Consider the following 18,142-nt stretch of genomic DNA (forward strand, 5'->3'; position numbering starts at 1 on the left):
GCAGGCTTGCGTAATTCGGCCCGGGTTTGTCAATCCTGCAGCACGCCGCCGGCGCCTTCGAGCGCTTCGCGGGTGTCGACATCGACGGACGCGCCCTCGCCGATCTCGACATCGATGACATCGAGCCCTTCGGCCTCGACCAGATGGCGAGCGCCGGTGTCGCCTTCGAGATGAGCGATGGCCGGGAACAGCGAGCGCGGCAAAAGCACGGGGTTGCCGCGTTTGCCCTGATGCGAGGCGCGGACCACGGAATTGCCTCCAGCCTTGCGGAAGGCATCGATCAGCCGGTCGAGATCGTCTGACACAACGCCAGGCATGTCTCCCAGAACAATCATCACGCCGGCGGTGTCCTCCGGCAGATAGGCAATACCTGCCTTCAGCGACGTGGACAGGCCATCGGCGAAATCCGGATTGTCTGCGAAGGTGACGTCGAGGCCTAGCAAAGCTGCGCGCACCCGCTCGCGCTGATGACCGGTGACGACGATCGTGCCCGACGCCTTCGAGGCGACCGCGCGCTCGGCGGTGCGGCGCACCAGCGGCTTGCCGTCGAACAACGCCATGAGCTTGTTCGGTCCGCCCATGCGGCTCGACCGGCCGGCTGCCAGAAGCACGGTGGCGACCTTGAGCCGGCTTTTGGCCGGCAACGGCTCGCGCGGCTGCGGCCGTGTCGGGATTTCCATGAGCAACCCGCCGACTCCCATACCGGCGATGTCCTTCGCGGTGACGTCAAGGCCGGCGATCAACCGGTCAAGCACCCAGTCGAAGCCGTTCTCCTTGGGGCTGCGGGCGCAGCCGGGCGCGCCGATAACGCGCTTGCCGCCGAGCGTACCGAGCACCAGCAGATTGCCGGGATCGACCGGCATGCCCGCGCGGATGACAGTTCCGCCCGCCATCTCGATCGCAGCCGGAACGACATCGGCGAAGTCGCTCATCGCCGAAGCGCCGAAGATCACCACCATGTCATTCTCGCGCGCCAGCGAGGTCGCAGCCTCCGCCACGGGCGCGATCTCATGCGGCGTGCGGCGTTCCGCCGTCAGCCTGCCGCCCGAACGCGCCAGCCTTGCTTCGGTGACACGCAGCGTCTTGTCGAGCACGCTGGGCTTGATTCCCGGTAGAACCGTCTGGACGATACCGACGCGCACCGGTTTATAGGCGTTGACGGCAAAGATGACGCCGCCGGCGCAGATTTTCGCGACCGCATCGACCAGCGCAGAGTTGACTGCGAACGGGATGATCTTCACCGTTGCGACCATCTGACCCTTTTCGACCGGCGCATGCCGCGCCAGCGTGGCAATGGTGATGGCTGGATCGACGGCGTTGATGGCGTCGATCATCGCGGCATCGACCGTGAAGACGCCTGATGCCCTGGCATGGAGATTGACGCGGCCGGTGGCGGCCGGCTTGGCCTCGATGCCGCTGAAAATCATACTCTCGGCAATTCTTTGTGCCGCCGCGTCCTCGCCGAGATCGTCTGAGGCCAGCACGGCCGCGACGACCTGCGAGACGCCAGCCCGCTTGAGTACGGAGACGTCTTCGGCGCTCAGCCGGTGCGCCTTGCGAAAGCGTCTTTCGCCGGCGGCGGTGGCGTGTGCCAGTACCGCGCCTTCGGCCTCTTCAATGGCAACCGGGCCGAATTTCACGCCACCGCGCCCGCAGAGCGCCGCGCGTCCACTTGGACGCGCAAAAGACGCTCCGCCGCTTTGAATCTACGCATCGTGCTTCTCCAAAATCGATTCCGATCTTTGGGCCGATGCTGAGGCATCGAGGCCGCGCGAGCGGAAGGCGTAGATGGTCTGCGCGAGAACCGCAACGGCGATCTCGGCGGGGCTGGCGGCACCGATGTCGAGCCCGATCGGCGCATGGATGCGGGCGATCTGGTCGGCACTCGCGCCCAGCGCCAGCAAGCGTTCGACGCGCTTTGCATGCGTCTTGCGGCTGCCGAGCGCGCCGACATAAAAACAGTTGGCGTCAAGCGCCGCTTTCAGCGCGAAATCGTCGATCTTCGGGTCATGGGTAACGGCGGCAAGCGCCGTGTAACTGTCGAGGGGCTGGCGCTTCAGCACATCCTCCGGCCACTCTGCATGCAAGGCGATGTCGGGAAAGCGGTCCGATGTGGCGAAGGCCGTGCGCGGATCGATGATCTCCAGGGGATAGCCGGCGATCCTGGCCATCGGCGCCAGCGCCTGGCTGATATGGACGGCACCGATCACCACGAGGCGTGGTTGGGGCAGATGCGCATTGAGAAAGAAGGTCCGTCCTTCCGCCTCGACGGAGCCGGAATTGCCCGATCGAAATGCCTTGGCGATCGCGGCCCCAAGATCGCCCGCGACCTGGTCGCCCTCACGCACGATGCGGTCGCGGCCATCGCCGAGATCGGTGACGAGGATCGCCGCGCGGCGGGCGCGGCGCTCCGCGTTGAGCGTTTTCAGCGCATAGGGATCCATTGGATCAGCCAAGCCTTTCCACATAAACCTTGATACGGCCACCGCAGGACAGGCCGACCTGCCAGGCGGTCTCATCGGCAACGCCAAACTCCAGCATCCTGGCCTTGCCGGAGCCGATGACGTCGATCGCTTCGGTCACCACGGCGCCCTCGACGCAGCCGCCGGAGACAGAACCGTGGAAATTGCCGTCAGCATCGATGACAAGGTGGCTGCCGACCGGGCGTGGTGCCGAACCCCAGGTCTCGACCACCGTCGCGATAGCGACATCCTTGCCGTCGTTCATCCAACCTTCCGCGATGATCAGCGGATCGCGGACCTCATCGAGATAAAGACTGTCACTCATCGTTGCTTCTCTCAGGGTCTGTTTTTCCAAGGGGCCGAGAAAACATATGGCTATGCGGCGTGCCTCGCGCCAGCGTCAATCCATCGACGCGGATCGACGGATTGTGCCGACTTCTTGTCGAGTGACGCGCAGAGGTCGGCGAGCGCATCGAGATTGTGCACCGAGCGGAATTCGTCGACATGCGGCAGCATCGCCCTGACGCCGCGGGCGCGCGCCTGGAAACCATCAAAGCGCAGCAACGGGTTCAGCCAGATCAGCCGCCGGCAGGATTTGTGCAGCCGCTCCATCTCCTCCGAGAGACCGGCGACATCGTCACGCTCCAGCCCGTCGGTTATCAGAAGCACCACCGCGCCCTGCCCCAGCACGCGCCGCGACCATATCAGGTTGAACTCGGCCAGCGTGCCACCGATGCGTGTGCCGCCAGACCAGTCCTTGACCACCATCGAACAGTCTGCAAGGGCGGCATCGGGATCGCGATGGCGCATCTGCCGGGTCAGGTTCGTCAGTCGCGTGCCGAAGACGAAGGTATGCACGCGCCGGCGTTTTTCCGTCAGCGCATGCAGGAAATGCAGGAAGATGCGCGTGTACTGGCTCATTGAGCCGGAAATGTCGGCCAGTACCACGAGCGGCGGATAAACTTCGCGTGTCGAACGGAATTTCGGCAGGATCAATTCGCCGCCGGTGCGCGCAGCTGAGCGCATCATGGCGCGCGGATCGATGCGGCGGCCATGCGCGTCGGCCTTGAAGCGCCTTGTCCGTACCATGTCGACGGGCAGCCGGAGCTCGGCGATCGCCTTCCTGGCATCAGCCATCTCGGCTGCGTTCATCTGGGCGAAATCCTTGCCCCGCAGCACCTCGCTGCCGGAAAAGGTAAAGCGGGCATCGACCTCGATCTCAGGGACTTCCTGCGGTGGCTGGTTCTTGTGGTGGCCTTCGAACATCGCCTGACTGACACGGTTTTCGGCGGCGCGCGGCTTCTGCTTCTCCCTGACGTCAGGCGCCACAGGGGAAAACATCGCCAGCAATTTCTCGATCAGTTCGCGCGATTTCCAGAACAGCCGGAAGGCCTCGTCGAAGGTTGAGTGATCCTCATGCCTGGACACCAGCACGGCATGCAGGGTCCAATAGAAATCGTCGCGCGAGCCTATGCCGGCGGCCAGCACCGCCTCGATGGCATCCTTGACCGAAGCCGGCCCGACCCTCATGCCGGCCTTGCGCAAGGTGCGGGCGAAATAGACGATGTTGTCGGCGATGCGCCCATCCGCCGTCGCCTCCGTGGGGTCGGCCTCTTTGGAGTAAACACCCGGCGCCTTCATCGCGCTACTCCGCCGCCGCGAGCTCGGCCTTGACCTGGTCGAGGATGCGCCGGCCCTCGCCCGAACCGATGCGGGCAATGTCGTCCTGGTATTTCAACAGCACGCCGATCGTGTCGGATACGGTCTCCGGATCGAGCGCCACCTTGTCGAGTTCGGTCAGCGCACCGGCCCAGTCTATGGTTTCCGCGACGCCCGGCACCTTGAACAGCTCGATCTGGCGCAGCTTCTGGATGAAGGAAACCACCTCCGCCGAAAGCCGCTGGTTAGCTCGCGGCACTTTGCGGCGCACGATCTCCAGTTCGCGCTCGGCATTGGGATAATCGACCCAGTGATAGAGGCAGCGCCGCTTCAAAGCGTCGTGGATCTCGCGGGTGCGGTTGGTGGTGATGATGACGATCGGCGGTTCTTCCGCCTTGATGGTGCCGAGTTCGGGCACCGTCACCTGGTAGTCGGAGAGGATTTCGAGCAGGAAGGCCTCGAAGGCTTCATCCGTGCGGTCGAGCTCGTCGATCAGAAAGACAGGCGCGGCACCTGCCTTGCCGGTCAGCGCATCGAGCACCGGGCGGCGGATCAGGTATTTTTCGGAGAATACGTTGCGCTCCATGGCGGAGCGGTCGACCTTGCCGGCCGCCTCCTCCATGCGGATCTCGATCATCTGCGCGGCGTAGTTCCACTCGTAGACGGCGGAGGAGACATCGAGCCCTTCATAGCATTGCAGCCGGATCAGCCGGCGGCCAAGCGCCTGCGCCAGCACCTTGGCGATTTCGGTCTTGCCGACGCCGGCCTCGCCCTCGAGGAACAAGGGCCGGTTCATGCGCAACGACAGGAACAGCACGGTCGCCAGCGACCGGTCCGCCACATAGTCCGCGCCGGTCAGGAGATCGAGCGTCTCGTCGATCGTCCGCGGCACGGGACGCGGTTTCAGCTCGGTCATTCTTTCTCCGTGAACGCCGCCGCTCCGCTGTCCAGGACGTGATAGCCGCGGGCGTGGTAGATCAGCGGCCGCAAATTATCGCCCATGCGCAGGCCTGTCACCTTGCCAAAAAGCACACGATGGGTGGCCAGATCCTTGGTGTCGATCAATTCGCAGTCGAAGACCGCAAGCGCGCCCTTAAGCGTCGGCGCGCCGGTGGAAATTACATCCCATTCGCCGAGCGCGAAACGCTCCTCGACCGGCAGGCCGGTAATGCCGGAAAAACCAATCGCCAGCGGCTCCTGGTGCGAAGCCAGCGTGTTCAAGGCAAACTTGCCGTTTTTCACGAACAGCTCATTCTTAGCATTTTCACGGTTGAGGCAGACCAGAATGGTCGGAGGGGTGTCCGACACGGAACAGGCGGCGATCACCGTGGTGCCGCGCTTGCCGGCAGGGCCGTCCGTCGTGACCACATGGACGTGACCGGCAAAATGGCTCATCGCGTCGCGATAGGCCTGCGGTCCAATGTCATTCTTCTTCAGCACAAGAACTTTCCACAGCCAGAACCCCTACCGCTATATATGGCCAGACATGACAGGCCACAAGCGAAGTGCTTGGCCCATATCCCTGAATTCGCGTGTTGCACCAAGGCCGGGCAGCCTTTAGGTCTTGGCGGTAATTGGCGCCCGCGCTGTCATCGCGGGTCTGGAGGAACTCTTCGGCAAGATGCGACCCGGGGCAACGATATCGGCCGCACTGGCCTGGCTGTTCCTGGCCGGCACCGCCGGCGCACAGACGCTGTCGATCGGCGTCGCCGCTCCCTTGTCGGGCCCATCGGCCATCCTCGGCAAACAGATCCAGGCCGGCGCCGGGCTGGCGGCGCAGGCAAATGGCGTCGAACTCACGACCGAGGACGATGGCTGCACCGCCGATGGCGGTGCAGCCGCGGCCAGGGTTTTTGCGGCAGCCAAGGTCAGTGTCGTGGTCGGATTCCTTTGTACCGAATCCATCGAGGCGGCAATGCCGATCCTCAAGGACGCCAACATCCCGGTCATCACCGTCGGCGTGCGAACCGAGAGCCTGACCGATCGCCGCGCCAAGACCGGCTGGCCGGTCTATCGCCTGGGGCCGCGCGGCGACGATGAGCGCAACGCCGTCGCCTCCATCCTCACCCGCCTGTGGCAGAACGAGCTGTTCGCCATCATCGACGACGGCACCATCTATGGGCGCGAGATGGCGGAAACATTTCGCGCGGCTGCGGAGCAAGCGGCGCTGAAGCCGGTGTTCGTCGACACGTTCCGGCCGCAGCTCGACAATCAGATCGGCTTGGTCGGGCGGCTGAAGAAAGCCGGCGCCACACATGTCTTTGCCGGCGGTGACGGCGACGACATTGCCATTATGGGCCGCGATGCGGCACAGCTCCAGGCCGGCATCGTCTTTGCCGGCGGCGAAAATCTGCGCACGCCGCCCGGCGACGTGCCTTATGCGACGGGCACACTGATGATCGCGCCGCCCGAATGGGCCGATGTCGCCGACGCAAAAGCGCTGGAAAGCTTCTCCGCGCAGAAGATCGTGCCGGACGGCTACACGCTGCCGGCCTATGCGGCGGTCGAGATCGCCAAGGCGGCATCGGTCTTGTCCGGGAGCTCGGGCAGACCCCTCGCCGACGCACTGACCGGTCGTGATTTCACCACGGCGATCGGGCCAGTCCGCTTCGACGCCAAGGGCGACCTCAGCCAGAGCCTTTACCACGTCTTCCGCTTCGACGGCACGCGTTTCGTGCCCCTGGAAGGCAACTGATGTTCCGCACCGGCCCGCGCAATCTTATCACCGACGTTGCCGGCCTGCGCGTCGGCAACGCTTCCGACGCCAGTTTGAAGTCCGGCGTTACGACGGTGCTTTGCGACGAACCGGCGGTGGCCGGTGTCCAGATCCTGGGCGGCGCGCCGGGCACGCGCGAGACGGACCTGCTCGAACCGCACAATTCGGTCGAAGCTGTCCATGCCGTGATGCTGTCGGGAGGTTCGGCTTTCGGCCTTGATGGGGCGTCCGGCGTGCAGGCGGCGCTGCGCGAGCGCGGCATCGGCTTCGAGGTCGGCGGCTTTCGCGTGCCGATCGTGCCGGCGGCGATCCTGTTCGACCTGCGCAATGGCGGCGACAAGGACTGGGGCCGCTACCCCCCTTACCGCGACCTTGGCTATGAGGCAGCGCAATCAGCCGCCGCCGATTTCCAGCTCGGCACGACCGGCGCCGGCACCGGTGCGCTGACCGCGGGGCTGAAGGGCGGCCTGGGTTCGGCTTCGACGCTGCTGGATAGCGGCGTCACCATCGGGGCGCTGGCCGCCGTCAATCCGACGGGATCAGTGACCGTCGGCCGCACCCGCCATTTCTGGGCGGCACCCTTCGAAATCGGCGACGAATTCGGCGGCCTTGGTTATCCGTCGCCGATGCCCGACGATGCGAAGCGGATTTTGCTGAAATACCGCGACAAGCAGGCAGGCATGCAGATGGAAACCGGCGGCAATACCACCATCGCCGTCATCGCGACGGATGCGGTTCTCACCAAGGCCGCGGCGAAGCGCCTGGCGATGTCGGCGCATGACGGCTTCGTGCGCGCCATCTGGCCGACACATACGCCGGCCGATGGCGATCTCGTGTTTGCATTGGCAACCGGAACGAGCGGCATCCGGCTCGAAGCCGATGCGGCAATCGACCTCTACGCCGCGGCCGGCGCCACCATGGCACGCGCCATCAGCCGCGGCGTGTTTGCCGCGACTCCAGCCGTCAACGATCTGTTCCCGGTCTGGTCGCGCCGAAGCTGAAGGCGTCCATCAGGTCGGATCGGACTTTTCTTCCTCAAACGTCACCGCGACATCGGAATTCGCCGACAGCCAGACCTTCTTGCCGTCGACCTCGGCAACCAGGGCCAGGGGAATGTAGTGATGGTGGCCCTTGTGAGCACCCTCGCCGCTGTCGGCCTTGGTCAGTTTGATACGCTGGCCGTCAACCTTGTCGACGGTGCCGACATGCACGCCATCGGCGCCGACGACTTCCATATGCTCACGAATCTTGCTGGTGTCGGTCATGGTGGTTCTCCATTGGGATTGCCGACAATAACAAATAACGGGCCGATTGGATGCATCGGCTTTTGACCCGCACGACGTTTTGATTCGGCCGTGCTAGGGGTTGAAACGATCGCGGCCTGCCGGAGGAAGAACCGATGCGAGTACTTTTGTTGTTTGCCGTTTCCCTGGCCGCACAGTTTGCGGCGTCGATCGTCGCCCAGGCCGGCGATGTCGCCGAGTTCGAAATCCTTGGCTTCACCAAGGACGGTGGCGTATTCGCCTTCGAGGAATATGGCGTCCAGGACGGGTCGGGCTTTCCCTATGCCAACCGCTATTACATCGACACGAGCGATGACAGCTTTCTCAAGGGCACGCCAATCAGGGTCCGGCTTGACGACGAGAATGCCACGCTCGACAGCGCCCGCCTCCAGGTCCGGCAAAAGGGCGAGGCCATTGTCAGCCAGACCGAGTTGAGTGCCAATCGCGGCATCACCGCCGGCTTCAACCCGGTGACCGAGCTTTCGGCCGATCCGCACCGCATGGTGGTCAATCCGCGACCGATCTTCTCTCCCGTCGACCAGCCGCTCGAGTTCCGGCTGGACGAAATCGGCATGAACAATACAGAAGGCTGCCAGAGCCTGGGCGAGGTCAATGGCTTCCGGCTGCTGCGCATCGAAGCGCAGGACGGCGGTACCACCAAATTGCTCCATGAAGACAAATCGATCCCCAAGAGTCGGGGTTGTCCGAACGGCTACCGCATCGGCGCGGTGCAGACATTCTCGATGGACAGCCTCAGCGCCTATGCGGTGCTGATAGCGGTGCGCCAATATGGCTTCGAAGGGCCGGACTATCGTTGGATCGCGGTGACCGGTCGCCTGTGAGACCGCTTGCTCAATTCGCCACGTCCAATCGTGCCCTCGCCCGCTTTCGCCACGCGACACCAACGCTGGGCACGGCCCTTCTCGGTGCCCTCCTGTGGGCTGCCACGATGGGCGCGAGCGCGCTCGTCAATCTGTTGTTGCTGGATAGTTGGGTGACGCCGGATAAAATCCGCACAGTGTCGCTGCTGTTCGCTGGCGGCGGCGCCCTGGCCTTTCCGGTTGGCCTGTTCGCGGCACGGCTGGTCTCGCTCGGAAGGGGCTGGGAGGTTGCCTTCGCGGCAGCAATGGTGTGCCTTGCCGCCGTGACGATCGGGCTGACCGCCGGGCTCTATGCCTTGCAGTACCGGTCATACTATGCCGAATGGCATGCGCCCGTCTTCACTCTCACCTGGGGGTTTCAGTTCGCCTTCACGACGGCGGTGGCGCTCTACCAGTTCGTTGTGCTGGGCATCCGGCTCTATTTTCCACTTGGGTTCATCGCCTTGTTTGCCGCCAGCCTCTGGTTTGCACGGCAGCGGCGTTGAGCATTTCGTCCGCCTCTGTTAGGACGCGGACTAACCCGGAGCGGTTCAGCGTTGGTAGAACCGCCGACCCGCTCTAACTCCTTCTTTTTCGCAATTCCGGACGGAAACCGCTGCGCACTTTTCCTGGATTGCTCTAGATACATCAGGACTGACCGATGATCCCTCGCTACTCCCGGCCGGAAATGGTCACCATCTGGTCGCCCGAAACCCGGTTTCGCATCTGGTTCGAAATCGAGGCTCATGCCTGCGATGCGCTGGCCGAACTCGGCGTCATCCCGAAGGAAGCGGCAAAAACCATCTGGGAAAAGGGCAATGCGGCGAAATTCGACGTCGAGAAGATCGACGAGATCGAGCGCGTCACCAAGCATGACGTGATCGCCTTCCTGACCCATCTCGCCGAATTCGTTGGCCCGGATGCGCGTTTCATCCACCAGGGCATGACGTCTTCGGATGTCCTGGACACCTGCTTTGCCGTCCAGCTTACCCGCGCCAGCGACATCCTGCTCGCCGACATTGACGGCCTGCTTGCGGCTCTCAAGCGTCGCGCCTTCGAGCACAAGGACACCGTCACCATCGGCCGCAGCCACGGCATCCATGCCGAGCCGACAACCTTCGGCATCAAGCTGGCGCAGGCCTATGCCGAATTCTCGCGCTGCCGCGAGCGGCTGGTGCATGCGCGAGAAGATATCGCCACCTGCGCCATTTCCGGGGCTGTCGGTACCTTCGCCAACATCGAACCCTATGTCGAGGAGCATGTTGCGGCGAAGCTCGGGCTGAAGCCGGAACCGGTGTCGACGCAAGTGATCCCGCGCGACCGCCATGCCATGTTCTTTGCCACGCTCGGCGTCATCGCCTCGTCGATGGAGCGGCTGGCGACCGAGATCCGGCATCTGCAGCGCACCGAGGTGCTGGAAGCGGAAGAGTATTTTTCGCCGGGCCAGAAAGGCTCGTCGGCAATGCCGCACAAGCGCAATCCGGTGCTGACGGAAAACCTTACCGGCCTTGCCCGCATGGTGCGCTCCATGGCGCTGCCGGCGATGGAGGATGTGGCGCTCTGGCACGAGCGCGACATCTCGCACTCCTCTGTCGAGCGCATGATCGGGCCGGACGCCACGGTGACGCTGGATTTCGCGCTGTCACGCCTGACCGGCGTCGTCGAAAAGCTGGTCGTCTATCCCGAGAACATGCTGAAGAACATGAACAAGTTCCGCGGCCTGGTACATTCGCAGCGCGTGATGCTGGCGCTGACGCAGGCCGGCCTTTCGCGCGAGGACTCCTACCGGCTGGTGCAGCGCAACGCCATGAAGGTGTGGGAACAAGGCGCTGATTTTCTTGAGGAACTTTTGGGCGACAAGGAAGTGACCGCCGCGCTCCCCGAGGCGGAAATCCGCGAGAAATTCGACCTTGGCTACCACACCAAGCATGTCGACACGATCTTCAGGCGGGTGTTCGGGGAAGCTTGAGCTTTCTTTCTCCCCGTTTACGGGGAGAAAGACGCTGTACCGAAGTCAAATCAAGCCTTTCCAGGCACAGTCCTGATCACCGTGCCCCAGGGATCCTCGCGGGTCGTTTCGCCGGTGACATTGTCCGAACGCATCTCGACCCAGGCAAGGCCTGAGCGGGCCGGGTCGCGGCGGCCGGCGCCGGCGCTTTGCCAGGCATTGGCGCCGATGTGGTGGTGGTAATGGCCTGACGACAGGAACACCGCCTGGCCGCCATATTTGGCCACCGTGTCGAAGCCGAACTCCTGGTTCCACCAGGCCTCGGCCTCTTCCGGCCTGCCGACGCGCAGGTGGACATGACCGACAATGCTGTTTTCCGGCGCACCTTGCCAGCCCGCGTCGCCGGCCGGCACTTCGCCAACAACCGCAGGAACGTTCAACCGCTCCGTCGCCATGGCGACCTTGTCACCATTCCATTTCCAGTCCTGTGGACGACGGTCGGCATAGATCTCGATGCCGTTGCCTTCGGGGTCGGTCAGGTACAGTGCCTCGCTGACCAGATGGTCGGAAGCGCCCTCGATGGCGATCTTGTCTGATATGGCATGGTTGATCCAGCGGCCGAGATCGGCACGGCTCGGCAGCAGGAAAGCCGTATGGAACAGGCCGGCGCTGCGCGGATCGTCCGGCTTGGCGGAAGCGTCCGGCTCGAGCACCAGCAATGGTCGGTTGGCGGCGCCGAGCGTGATCGCGCCATCGGCACGGCTCAATTCCTGCAGGCCGACGACCCGGCGGTAATAGGCAGCGAGGCTTTCGGCATCACGCGCCTTCAGCCCGACGCGGGCAACGCTCACCGGCGTGGTGGCGGCAAATGGCAGTTCACTCATCATTGTCTCCGTTGCGGCAACGCTTGATGAAGCTCCCAAAGCCAGGAACCCGGCGCCGCCGATCATTGTACGTCGTGTCAGTGCCAAAATCCCGGTCCTCCACGGCTGTTTTTCTCTGATGACAGATCGTCGATCGCGATCGTTCACACAAGACAGCGAAAAGCGAACATGGTGTTCACTATTTCAACTCAAGAGCTTGCCCGTCAACGGTTGCATGAGACAATCGCGCTCGCTATCTCAGCGCCATGAAAGTCAAAGACGCAGATATCCTGATCGTTCCGGGCTACACCAATTCCGGACCCGAGCATTGGCAGACCCGCTGGCAGTCGAAACTGTCGACGGCGCGCCGCGTCGAGCAGGCGGAGTGGTCGAAGCCGGTGCGCGACGACTGGACCGCAAGTGTGGCCAAGGCGGTAAACGAGGCCGAGAGGCCGGTCGTCATCGTCGGGCATTCGCTGGGAGTGGCTGCGGCCGTGCAGGCCATACCGCAATTCGTCAAGCCGGTCGCCGGGGCCTTCTTCGTGGCGCCGCCCGATGTCGCCAACCCCAGGATCAAGCCGAAGCACCTGATGACCTTCGGCCCCTATCCACGCGAGCCGCTGCCTTTTCCTTCGATCCTGATTGCCAGCCGCAACGATCCGTTCTGCGCCTTCGATGTCGCAGAGGACATTGCCGGCGCCTGGGGTTCGCTGTTCATCGATGCCGGCGAGACAGGCCATCTCAATGCGGATTCAGGCTTTGGGCCGTGGCCTGAGGGATCCATGACCTTCGCCAAGTTCCTGACCGACCTGAAGGCTTAGTGTCTCAGGTCGTGCCTCGTCAGGCGTCGATCGACTCCTTGATGTCTTTCAGCAAGGTCCTGGCGCCCAGCGAGATCAGCGCATGCTCGGACCCCGTGGCGAGCAGACGATAGCCCATCGCCACGACACGGCCGGCAATTGCCGGTTCGACGACATAGATGGCGGCATGTTTTCCGGCCTTGCGGGTGCGCTCGGCAACCGACGCCACCGTCTCCATCATGTTCTCCAACGTGGAATTGACCGTGGCGCCGTTGGTCCAGGCGATCGAGAAATCCGATGGTCCGAGGAAAATGCCGTCAATGCCGGGCGTGTCGAGAATGCCGTCGAGCGCGTCAAGCGCGGCGCGCGTCTCGACCATCGCAAACGCCATCGTGCGCTGGTTGGTGTCGCGCAGCCATTCGGCATAATCGCCCTTGCCATGGCGTGGAAAGGCATAGGTCGGACCCCATGAGCGCTCGCCGAGCGGGGGATACTTCATTGCCGCGGCGAACAACCTTGCGTCGGCCACCGAATTCACCATCGGAGCGATGACCGCCTCGGCGCCGAAATCGAGCGCCCGGCTGGCCATGTCGAAACGGCCGACGGGAATACGCACCAGCCCCGGCTTGCCGGTGGCGAGCACCGGCGCCAGACCGCGCAGCACGCTGTCTTCATGATGGCCGCCATGCTGCATGTCGAGCGTGACGGCGTCGAAGCCCTGTTTGGCGAGGATCTCGACGGTCAGGGCATCAGGCACACCCGACCAGGCGGTGATCAGCGTTTCATCGGCGGCAAGGCGGGACTTCAGGGACATCTAATCTCTTTCCTCGTTGACGTCGCATCGGCCCGAGAATCGGTTCGATTTCCGGAAAGCACGATGCGAAAACGCTATCAGCGTTAGAGCGAACCTTGTGCGTCCAATAAGACGCACGTCGCTTTAGTGCAGTTTCAGCCGGAAACCACGGCAAAGGCAAAGAAAAACCGCCCGGTTTGGCCGGGCGGTCGATTGGTCCAGTCATTCTTGTTTGTCGCAGGTTCGGCCGCAAAACCGTGGGACACTCTTGCGGAACCTGCTTCGGCCCGATCAGGTGTTTTTGATCTGCTCGATTGCCTGCGCCATCAGTTCGTCCATGGTGCGGCGGATCTGATGGTCCGACTGATCGACGCCGGCAGCATCGAAATCCTTGCGGATCTTGCGGAACACGTCGTGGTCACCGGCTTCCTCGATATCGGAAACAACCACTTCCCTGGCGTAGGCGTCGGCGTCGGCACCCGACTTTCCGAGCTTTTCGGCGGCCCACAGGCCGAGCGCCTTGTTACGGCGCGCCGAGGCCTTGAATCGAAGCTCCTCGTCGAATGCAAATTTGCGTTCGAAGCCCTCTTCGCGGTCTTTCATGCTGCTCATGGCGTCCCTCCGGGTTAAATCCGATTCGTTGGCGGGTAATATGTGTGTTGCCAAAGCACAAACCAAAAGGTCGCGAGCCGGTCAATATGCTTCATCACATGCTGCGCTGCGGCATTTCAGTCCGGAAAGCGGTTGGTTGAAAGGATTTGCCGATTGAGCAAACGATGTGATTGGGATAGACCCGGCATTGAACCCAACCGTCGCCACACTAATATAGGCAGACGGACAGGAACTGGTCGCTTGCCGCCTGCCCGCAAATCCAGAGAAAAATTCAGATGAAAAATCGCCGCCGCATTTATGAAGGCAAGGCCAAGATCCTCTATGAGGGACCGGAACCCGGCACGCTGATCCAGTTCTTCAAGGACGACGCAACCGCGTTCAACAAGAAGAAGCACGAGGTCATCGACGGCAAGGGTGTGCTCAACAACCGCATTTCCGAGTACATCTTCAACCACTTGAACCGCATGGGCATCCCGACCCACTTCATCCGCCGGCTCAACATGCGTGAGCAGTTGATCAAGGAAGTCGAGATCATCCCGCTCGAAGTGGTGGTGCGCAACGTCGCCGCCGGCTCGCTGTCCAAGCGCCTCGGCATCGAGGAAGGCACCGTTCTGCCGCGCTCGATCATCGAATTCTATTACAAGGCCGATGCGCTTGACGATCCGATGGTGTCGGAAGAGCACATCACCGCGTTCGGATGGGCGAGCCCGCAGGAGATCGACGACGTCATGGCGCTTGCCATCCGCGTCAACGATTTCCTGTCAGGCCTGTTCATGGGCGTCGGCATCCAGCTCGTCGACTTCAAGATCGAGTGCGGCCGCCTGTTCGAAGGCGACATGATGCGCATCGTCGTCGCCGACGAGATCTCGCCGGATTCGTGCCGCCTGTGGGACGTGGCGACGCAGGACAAGCTCGACAAGGATCGTTTCCGCCGCGACATGGGCGGCCTGGTAGAGGCCTACCAGGAAGTCGCCCGCCGCCTCGGCATCATGAACGAGAACGAGCCACCCCGCCCGACCGGTCCGGTGCTTGTCACCTCGACCGATGGCTTCAAAGGCAAGCCGCACTAAGAGCGGCTTTGCGACCCAATACTCGAACAGGAGCATGTCCAGCGTGATCAAAGCCCGCATTACTGTCACTCTCAAGAACGGCGTTCTCGACCCGCAAGGCAAGGCGATCGAACACGCGCTGTCGGGGCTCGGCTTTGATGGCGTCGGCGCGGTGCGGCAGGGCAAGGTGTTCGACGTCGAACTGGCGGAAAGCGACAAGGCCAAGGCCGAGGCCGATCTCAAGGCCATGTGCGACAAGCTGCTGGCGAACACGGTGATTGAGAATTACGCGGTGGAGATCGCCTAACGTGAAATCAGCCGTCGTACTTCTGCCTGGCCTCAATCGCGACCGCGACATGATCGCGGCGCTGACCAAGATTTCCGGCAAGGCGCCAGCCACCGCCTGGCAGACTGACACTGAAATCCCCGATGTCGACCTGATCGCCATTCCCGGCGGCTTTTCCTTCGGCGACTATCTGCGCTGTGGCGCCATCGCCGCGCGCATGCCGGTCATGCGGGCTGTCGCTGAAAAGGCGGCCAAGGGCGTGATGGTCATCGGCGTCTGCAACGGTTTTCAGATCCTGGTCGAGGCCGGCCTGCTGCCTGGCGCCTTGATGCGCAACAGTTCGCTGAAATTCGTTTGCCGGCAGGTAAAACTGCAGATCACCAACGCCAACACCATGTTCACCCGCCGCTATCAGCCCGGCCAGATCATCCGCTCGCCGGTGGCGCACCATGACGGCAATTATTTTGCCGACACCGAGACGCTCGCCCGCGTCGAAGGCGAAGGCCAGGTGGTGTTCCGCTATGCGGAAGGCACCAATCCCAACGGTTCGATCAACGACATTGCCGGCATCATCAACGAGCAAGGCAATGTGCTCGGCCTGATGCCACATCCCGAAAACCTGATCGAAGCCGCCCATGGTGGCAGCGACGGCCGTGCACTCTTCGAAGGTGCGCTCGGTATCGCCGCTTGACGAGTTCAGCCGCGAATGCGGTAAGAATTACAAGGACATCGGTCCATTGCTCTGGGGAGAGAAACGGTCATGAAACTCTATTCGCGGCCGTTGTCGCCCTACTCGTCGATCGTGCGCGCGTTGGCCTATATCAAGGACGTACCGCTCAAGATCATCGCGCCGCCGCCGGGCTTTCCGATCCCTGAAGAGTTTCGCGCCATCTCGCCGATGAACCGGATTCCGGTGCTGATCACCGGCTCGGGCGAAACCATCGTCGAATCGGTGGTCATCGCCGAATATCTCGAGGAACGGTTTCCGGAACCGGCGCTGCTGCCGCCCGATTCCAAGGACCGAGCGCTGGTGCGCATGTTCGCCCGCATCACCGATCTCGACGTGCTGACGCCCACAATGAAGCTTTTCGAGCTGCATTCCGTGCCGAAGCGCAACAATGCCGAGATCGATGCCCAATTCGCACGCCTGCACCACGGGTTGGCGGCGATCGAGGCGCGCATGGCGCAAGGCCCCTTCGCACTCGGCAACGACATCAGCTTCGCCGATGCCTGGCTGACGCCGACCCGATTCATCTTCAACAATTTCCGCGCCATGACGGGCCGTCACGACCTGCTCGACGCCTATCCCAAATTCGATGCGTATGAGCAGATCGCCTCGCAACACCCGGCCTTGTCTCGCGTATGGGGGGAGATGACCGACGGCCTGAAAATCTTTCTGTCCGAACTCGAGATGGGTGCCGCTTGATCAAGAGCAAGACGATCGTTCTCGTCGCCGCCGCAGGCCTTGCCCTGGCATCGTGCCAATCGACCCCAAAAAGCACGCCTGTGCCCTCGGGCAAGAGTGCGTCGCTGTTGGCCATGGAACAGGTCGCAATCGCCGCCCACAAATGCTGGATCGCCAGCAAGGACCCGGCCTTCAAGCAATATCAGATGGCCAACGAGCTGAATTCCTTCAGCGGCACGCCGCGTTTCCTTTTGGTGCCGGCCAAGCACTATGGCGGAAAGCCATTGCTGGTCGTGCAGGCGCAAGGCAATTCGAGCCACGTCGACGTGTTCGGACCGTTGATGAACGACCCGCTCGGCGCGCGCATTGGTTCGGATATTGCGCGCTGGCAAGCCGGTAACCCGGCCTGCGCCGCGACTGCCTGACGATGGGCCGCTTCCTGCAGGTAGCGGGTCTGGCCGTTGGTCTGGCCGGCCTTGTCCTGCAATTCTGCATCACCATTCCAGCGTCGATAGAGGCAGGCCGCAGCCTGCTCGGCTCGATCGTGTTCTATTTCAGTTTCTTCACCATCCTGACCAATATTGGCGCCGTGCTGGTCTATATCTCGCTGCTGTCATCCAGCGGCTACGCGTGGCTGCCCGCCTTCGCCGGGCCCCGGATGCGCGCGGGAGTCGCCGTGTCGATCGCCATGGTCTTCATCGTCTATGCCACCGTTCTGGCGCGTCTGTGGCAGCCGCAAGGCCTGTTCCTGCTCTGCGACGTGCTGCTGCATTACGTGACGCCGGTTGTGTTCGTGCTGTGGTGGCTTACATCAGGCGCCGACGGCAGAACGAGATGGAGCGACATTTCCTGGTGGGTGCTCTATCCCATCGCCTACCTGGCCTATGCGCTGGCGAGGGCGCCGTTCGCCGGCGAGGTGCCCTACCCCTTCCTCGACGTTGCCAAGAACGGCGCAACCAGTGTCGCCATCGCAGCGCTGGCCATCACCGCGCTGTTTCTGGTGATATGCGTCGTTGCCGTTCTGGCCGATCATGGCGTCGCGCGTCTCAGGACCAACAGCATACGGTAGGACCGGAGCTATTCCCAGAAACGCCTGATACCTTCACGGTGGGCGTCGCAGCGCGAGATGCCGATATCCTTGAGCTGATCGTCGGTCATTTCCAGCAATGCCAGCCGGCTGCGCCGGCGTTCCAGCAAATGGTCTATCCATCTCGCCAACGAGCCGACGACCCGCACCAGGCGGCTGACAAAGCCGCGACGACCCGACGGGCGGAGCGCCTGGCCTGGAAATGCGGCTCTTGAATGACGGATTGTCGCGATTGTATCCATTTTCTTTCTGCCAAAATCATCAATTGCACCCCTTCTGGCGCACGATTGATATGTATTGACTCACATTTCGGTGCAAT

At 62.8% G+C, this 18,142-nt stretch carries 23 protein-coding genes; 12 read left to right on the forward strand and 11 right to left on the reverse strand.

The annotated features are described in order from the left end of the window. Positions 1-29: 29 nt before the first annotated feature. The 6 genes from EB231_RS22615 to EB231_RS22640 all read right to left on the reverse strand — a co-directional run bounded on the left by EB231_RS22615 (position 30) and on the right by EB231_RS22640 (position 5,561). Positions 30-1,640: an NTP transferase domain-containing protein gene (locus tag EB231_RS22615; protein ID WP_172350780.1), complete on the reverse strand. Its 1,611-nt coding sequence runs from the start codon at positions 1,638-1,640 to the stop codon at positions 30-32. Between the two features lie 66 nt (positions 1,641-1,706). Continuing rightward, positions 1,707-2,444, reverse strand: coding sequence for an XdhC family protein (locus EB231_RS22620; protein ID WP_172352986.1), 738 nt, complete (start codon positions 2,442-2,444; stop codon positions 1,707-1,709). A gap of 4 nt (positions 2,445-2,448) precedes the next feature. Then, complete coding sequence (locus EB231_RS22625; RefSeq protein ID WP_172350781.1) at positions 2,449-2,787, reverse strand: XdhC family protein; 339 nt, start codon at positions 2,785-2,787, stop codon at positions 2,449-2,451. Between the two features lie 50 nt (positions 2,788-2,837). Next, entirely contained in the window at positions 2,838-4,103 is a 1,266-nt protein-coding gene (locus EB231_RS22630; protein WP_172350782.1) for a vWA domain-containing protein, read from the reverse strand. 4 nt (positions 4,104-4,107) lie between these two features. Continuing rightward, on the reverse strand, positions 4,108-5,037 hold the full coding sequence (locus EB231_RS22635; protein WP_172350783.1) for an AAA family ATPase: 930 nt from the start codon (positions 5,035-5,037) through the stop codon (positions 4,108-4,110). After that, entirely contained in the window at positions 5,034-5,561 is a 528-nt protein-coding gene (locus tag EB231_RS22640) for a flavin reductase (protein ID WP_172350784.1), read from the reverse strand. Before EB231_RS22640 ends, EB231_RS22635 begins: the two co-directional genes overlap by 4 nt. 181 nt (positions 5,562-5,742) lie before the next feature. On the opposite strand from EB231_RS22640, the gene EB231_RS22645 reads away from it, so the two are divergent. Further along, positions 5,743-6,816: a branched-chain amino acid ABC transporter substrate-binding protein gene (locus EB231_RS22645; protein ID WP_172352987.1), complete on the forward strand. Its 1,074-nt coding sequence runs from the start codon at positions 5,743-5,745 to the stop codon at positions 6,814-6,816. Continuing rightward, positions 6,816-7,838: a P1 family peptidase gene (locus tag EB231_RS22650; protein ID WP_172350785.1), complete on the forward strand. Its 1,023-nt coding sequence runs from the start codon at positions 6,816-6,818 to the stop codon at positions 7,836-7,838. The genes EB231_RS22645 and EB231_RS22650 overlap by 1 nt, the downstream gene beginning before the upstream one ends. Positions 7,839-7,847: 9 nt before the next feature. Here the strand turns inward: EB231_RS22650 and EB231_RS22655 are convergent, their stop codons facing one another. Then, positions 7,848-8,102, reverse strand: a complete 255-nt coding sequence (locus tag EB231_RS22655; RefSeq protein WP_027051645.1) for a DUF2171 domain-containing protein — start codon at positions 8,100-8,102, stop codon at positions 7,848-7,850. Positions 8,103-8,236: 134 nt separating this feature from the next. Here EB231_RS22655 and EB231_RS22660 point away from each other — a divergent pair, with 134 nt between their 5' ends. From EB231_RS22660 to purB, 3 genes are all read left to right on the forward strand, one after another. Continuing rightward, positions 8,237-8,962, forward strand: a complete 726-nt coding sequence (locus EB231_RS22660; protein ID WP_172350786.1) for a DUF2259 domain-containing protein — start codon at positions 8,237-8,239, stop codon at positions 8,960-8,962. A 107-nt stretch (positions 8,963-9,069) separates the two neighbouring features. Next, positions 9,070-9,486 carry a hypothetical protein gene (locus EB231_RS22665; RefSeq protein WP_172352988.1) on the forward strand — a complete coding sequence of 139 codons (417 nt, stop codon included), beginning with the start codon at positions 9,070-9,072 and terminating at the stop codon, positions 9,484-9,486. Between the two features lie 155 nt (positions 9,487-9,641). Beyond that, complete coding sequence (purB, locus tag EB231_RS22670) at positions 9,642-10,949, forward strand: adenylosuccinate lyase (RefSeq protein WP_172350787.1); 1,308 nt, start codon at positions 9,642-9,644, stop codon at positions 10,947-10,949. Positions 10,950-10,999: 50 nt separating this feature from the next. Here purB and EB231_RS22675 read toward each other — a convergent pair whose 3' ends face one another. Beyond that, entirely contained in the window at positions 11,000-11,812 is an 813-nt protein-coding gene (locus EB231_RS22675) for a VOC family protein (protein WP_172350788.1), read from the reverse strand. Between the two features lie 245 nt (positions 11,813-12,057). Between EB231_RS22675 and EB231_RS22680 the strand changes: the two genes are divergently transcribed. Then, entirely contained in the window at positions 12,058-12,612 is a 555-nt protein-coding gene (locus EB231_RS22680; protein ID WP_172350789.1) for an RBBP9/YdeN family alpha/beta hydrolase, read from the forward strand. Between the two features lie 19 nt (positions 12,613-12,631). Here EB231_RS22680 and EB231_RS22685 read toward each other — a convergent pair whose 3' ends face one another. Both EB231_RS22685 and EB231_RS22690 read right to left on the reverse strand, forming a co-directional pair. Further along, positions 12,632-13,405, reverse strand: coding sequence for an HpcH/HpaI aldolase family protein (locus EB231_RS22685; RefSeq protein ID WP_172350790.1), 774 nt, complete (start codon positions 13,403-13,405; stop codon positions 12,632-12,634). A 270-nt stretch (positions 13,406-13,675) separates the two neighbouring features. Then, positions 13,676-13,996 carry a DUF1476 domain-containing protein gene (locus EB231_RS22690; protein ID WP_172350791.1) on the reverse strand — a complete coding sequence of 107 codons (321 nt, stop codon included), beginning with the start codon at positions 13,994-13,996 and terminating at the stop codon, positions 13,676-13,678. A gap of 275 nt (positions 13,997-14,271) precedes the next feature. On the opposite strand from EB231_RS22690, the gene purC reads away from it, so the two are divergent. The 6 genes from purC (at position 14,272) to EB231_RS22720 (ending at position 17,805) form a co-directional block, all read left to right on the forward strand. Then, positions 14,272-15,066, forward strand: coding sequence for a phosphoribosylaminoimidazolesuccinocarboxamide synthase (gene purC / locus EB231_RS22695; protein ID WP_172350792.1), 795 nt, complete (start codon positions 14,272-14,274; stop codon positions 15,064-15,066). A 43-nt stretch (positions 15,067-15,109) separates the two neighbouring features. Further along, complete coding sequence (purS, locus tag EB231_RS22700) at positions 15,110-15,352, forward strand: phosphoribosylformylglycinamidine synthase subunit PurS (protein ID WP_027051636.1); 243 nt, start codon at positions 15,110-15,112, stop codon at positions 15,350-15,352. A 1-nt stretch (position 15,353) separates the two neighbouring features. Beyond that, the gene (purQ, locus tag EB231_RS22705) at positions 15,354-16,022 is read left to right on the forward strand and encodes a phosphoribosylformylglycinamidine synthase subunit PurQ (protein WP_172350793.1); all 669 of its coding nucleotides are present in this window, start codon (positions 15,354-15,356) and stop codon (positions 16,020-16,022) included. Positions 16,023-16,091: 69 nt separating this feature from the next. After that, positions 16,092-16,757: a glutathione S-transferase family protein gene (locus EB231_RS22710; protein ID WP_140767821.1), complete on the forward strand. Its 666-nt coding sequence runs from the start codon at positions 16,092-16,094 to the stop codon at positions 16,755-16,757. Next, positions 16,754-17,161: a hypothetical protein gene (locus tag EB231_RS22715; protein ID WP_172350794.1), complete on the forward strand. Its 408-nt coding sequence runs from the start codon at positions 16,754-16,756 to the stop codon at positions 17,159-17,161. Before EB231_RS22710 ends, EB231_RS22715 begins: the two co-directional genes overlap by 4 nt. A 2-nt stretch (positions 17,162-17,163) precedes the next feature. After that, a complete protein-coding gene (locus tag EB231_RS22720) occupies positions 17,164-17,805 on the forward strand; it encodes a Pr6Pr family membrane protein (protein WP_172350795.1) in 642 nt (213 codons plus the stop codon). An 8-nt stretch (positions 17,806-17,813) separates the two neighbouring features. Here EB231_RS22720 and EB231_RS22725 read toward each other — a convergent pair whose 3' ends face one another. Beyond that, positions 17,814-18,065, reverse strand: a complete 252-nt coding sequence (locus EB231_RS22725) for a DUF1127 domain-containing protein (RefSeq protein WP_172350796.1) — start codon at positions 18,063-18,065, stop codon at positions 17,814-17,816. Between the last annotated feature and the right edge of the window lie 77 nt (positions 18,066-18,142).

It is taken from the genome of Mesorhizobium sp. NZP2298 (genome assembly GCF_013170825.1).
Taxonomy (GTDB): domain Bacteria; phylum Pseudomonadota; class Alphaproteobacteria; order Rhizobiales; family Rhizobiaceae; genus Mesorhizobium.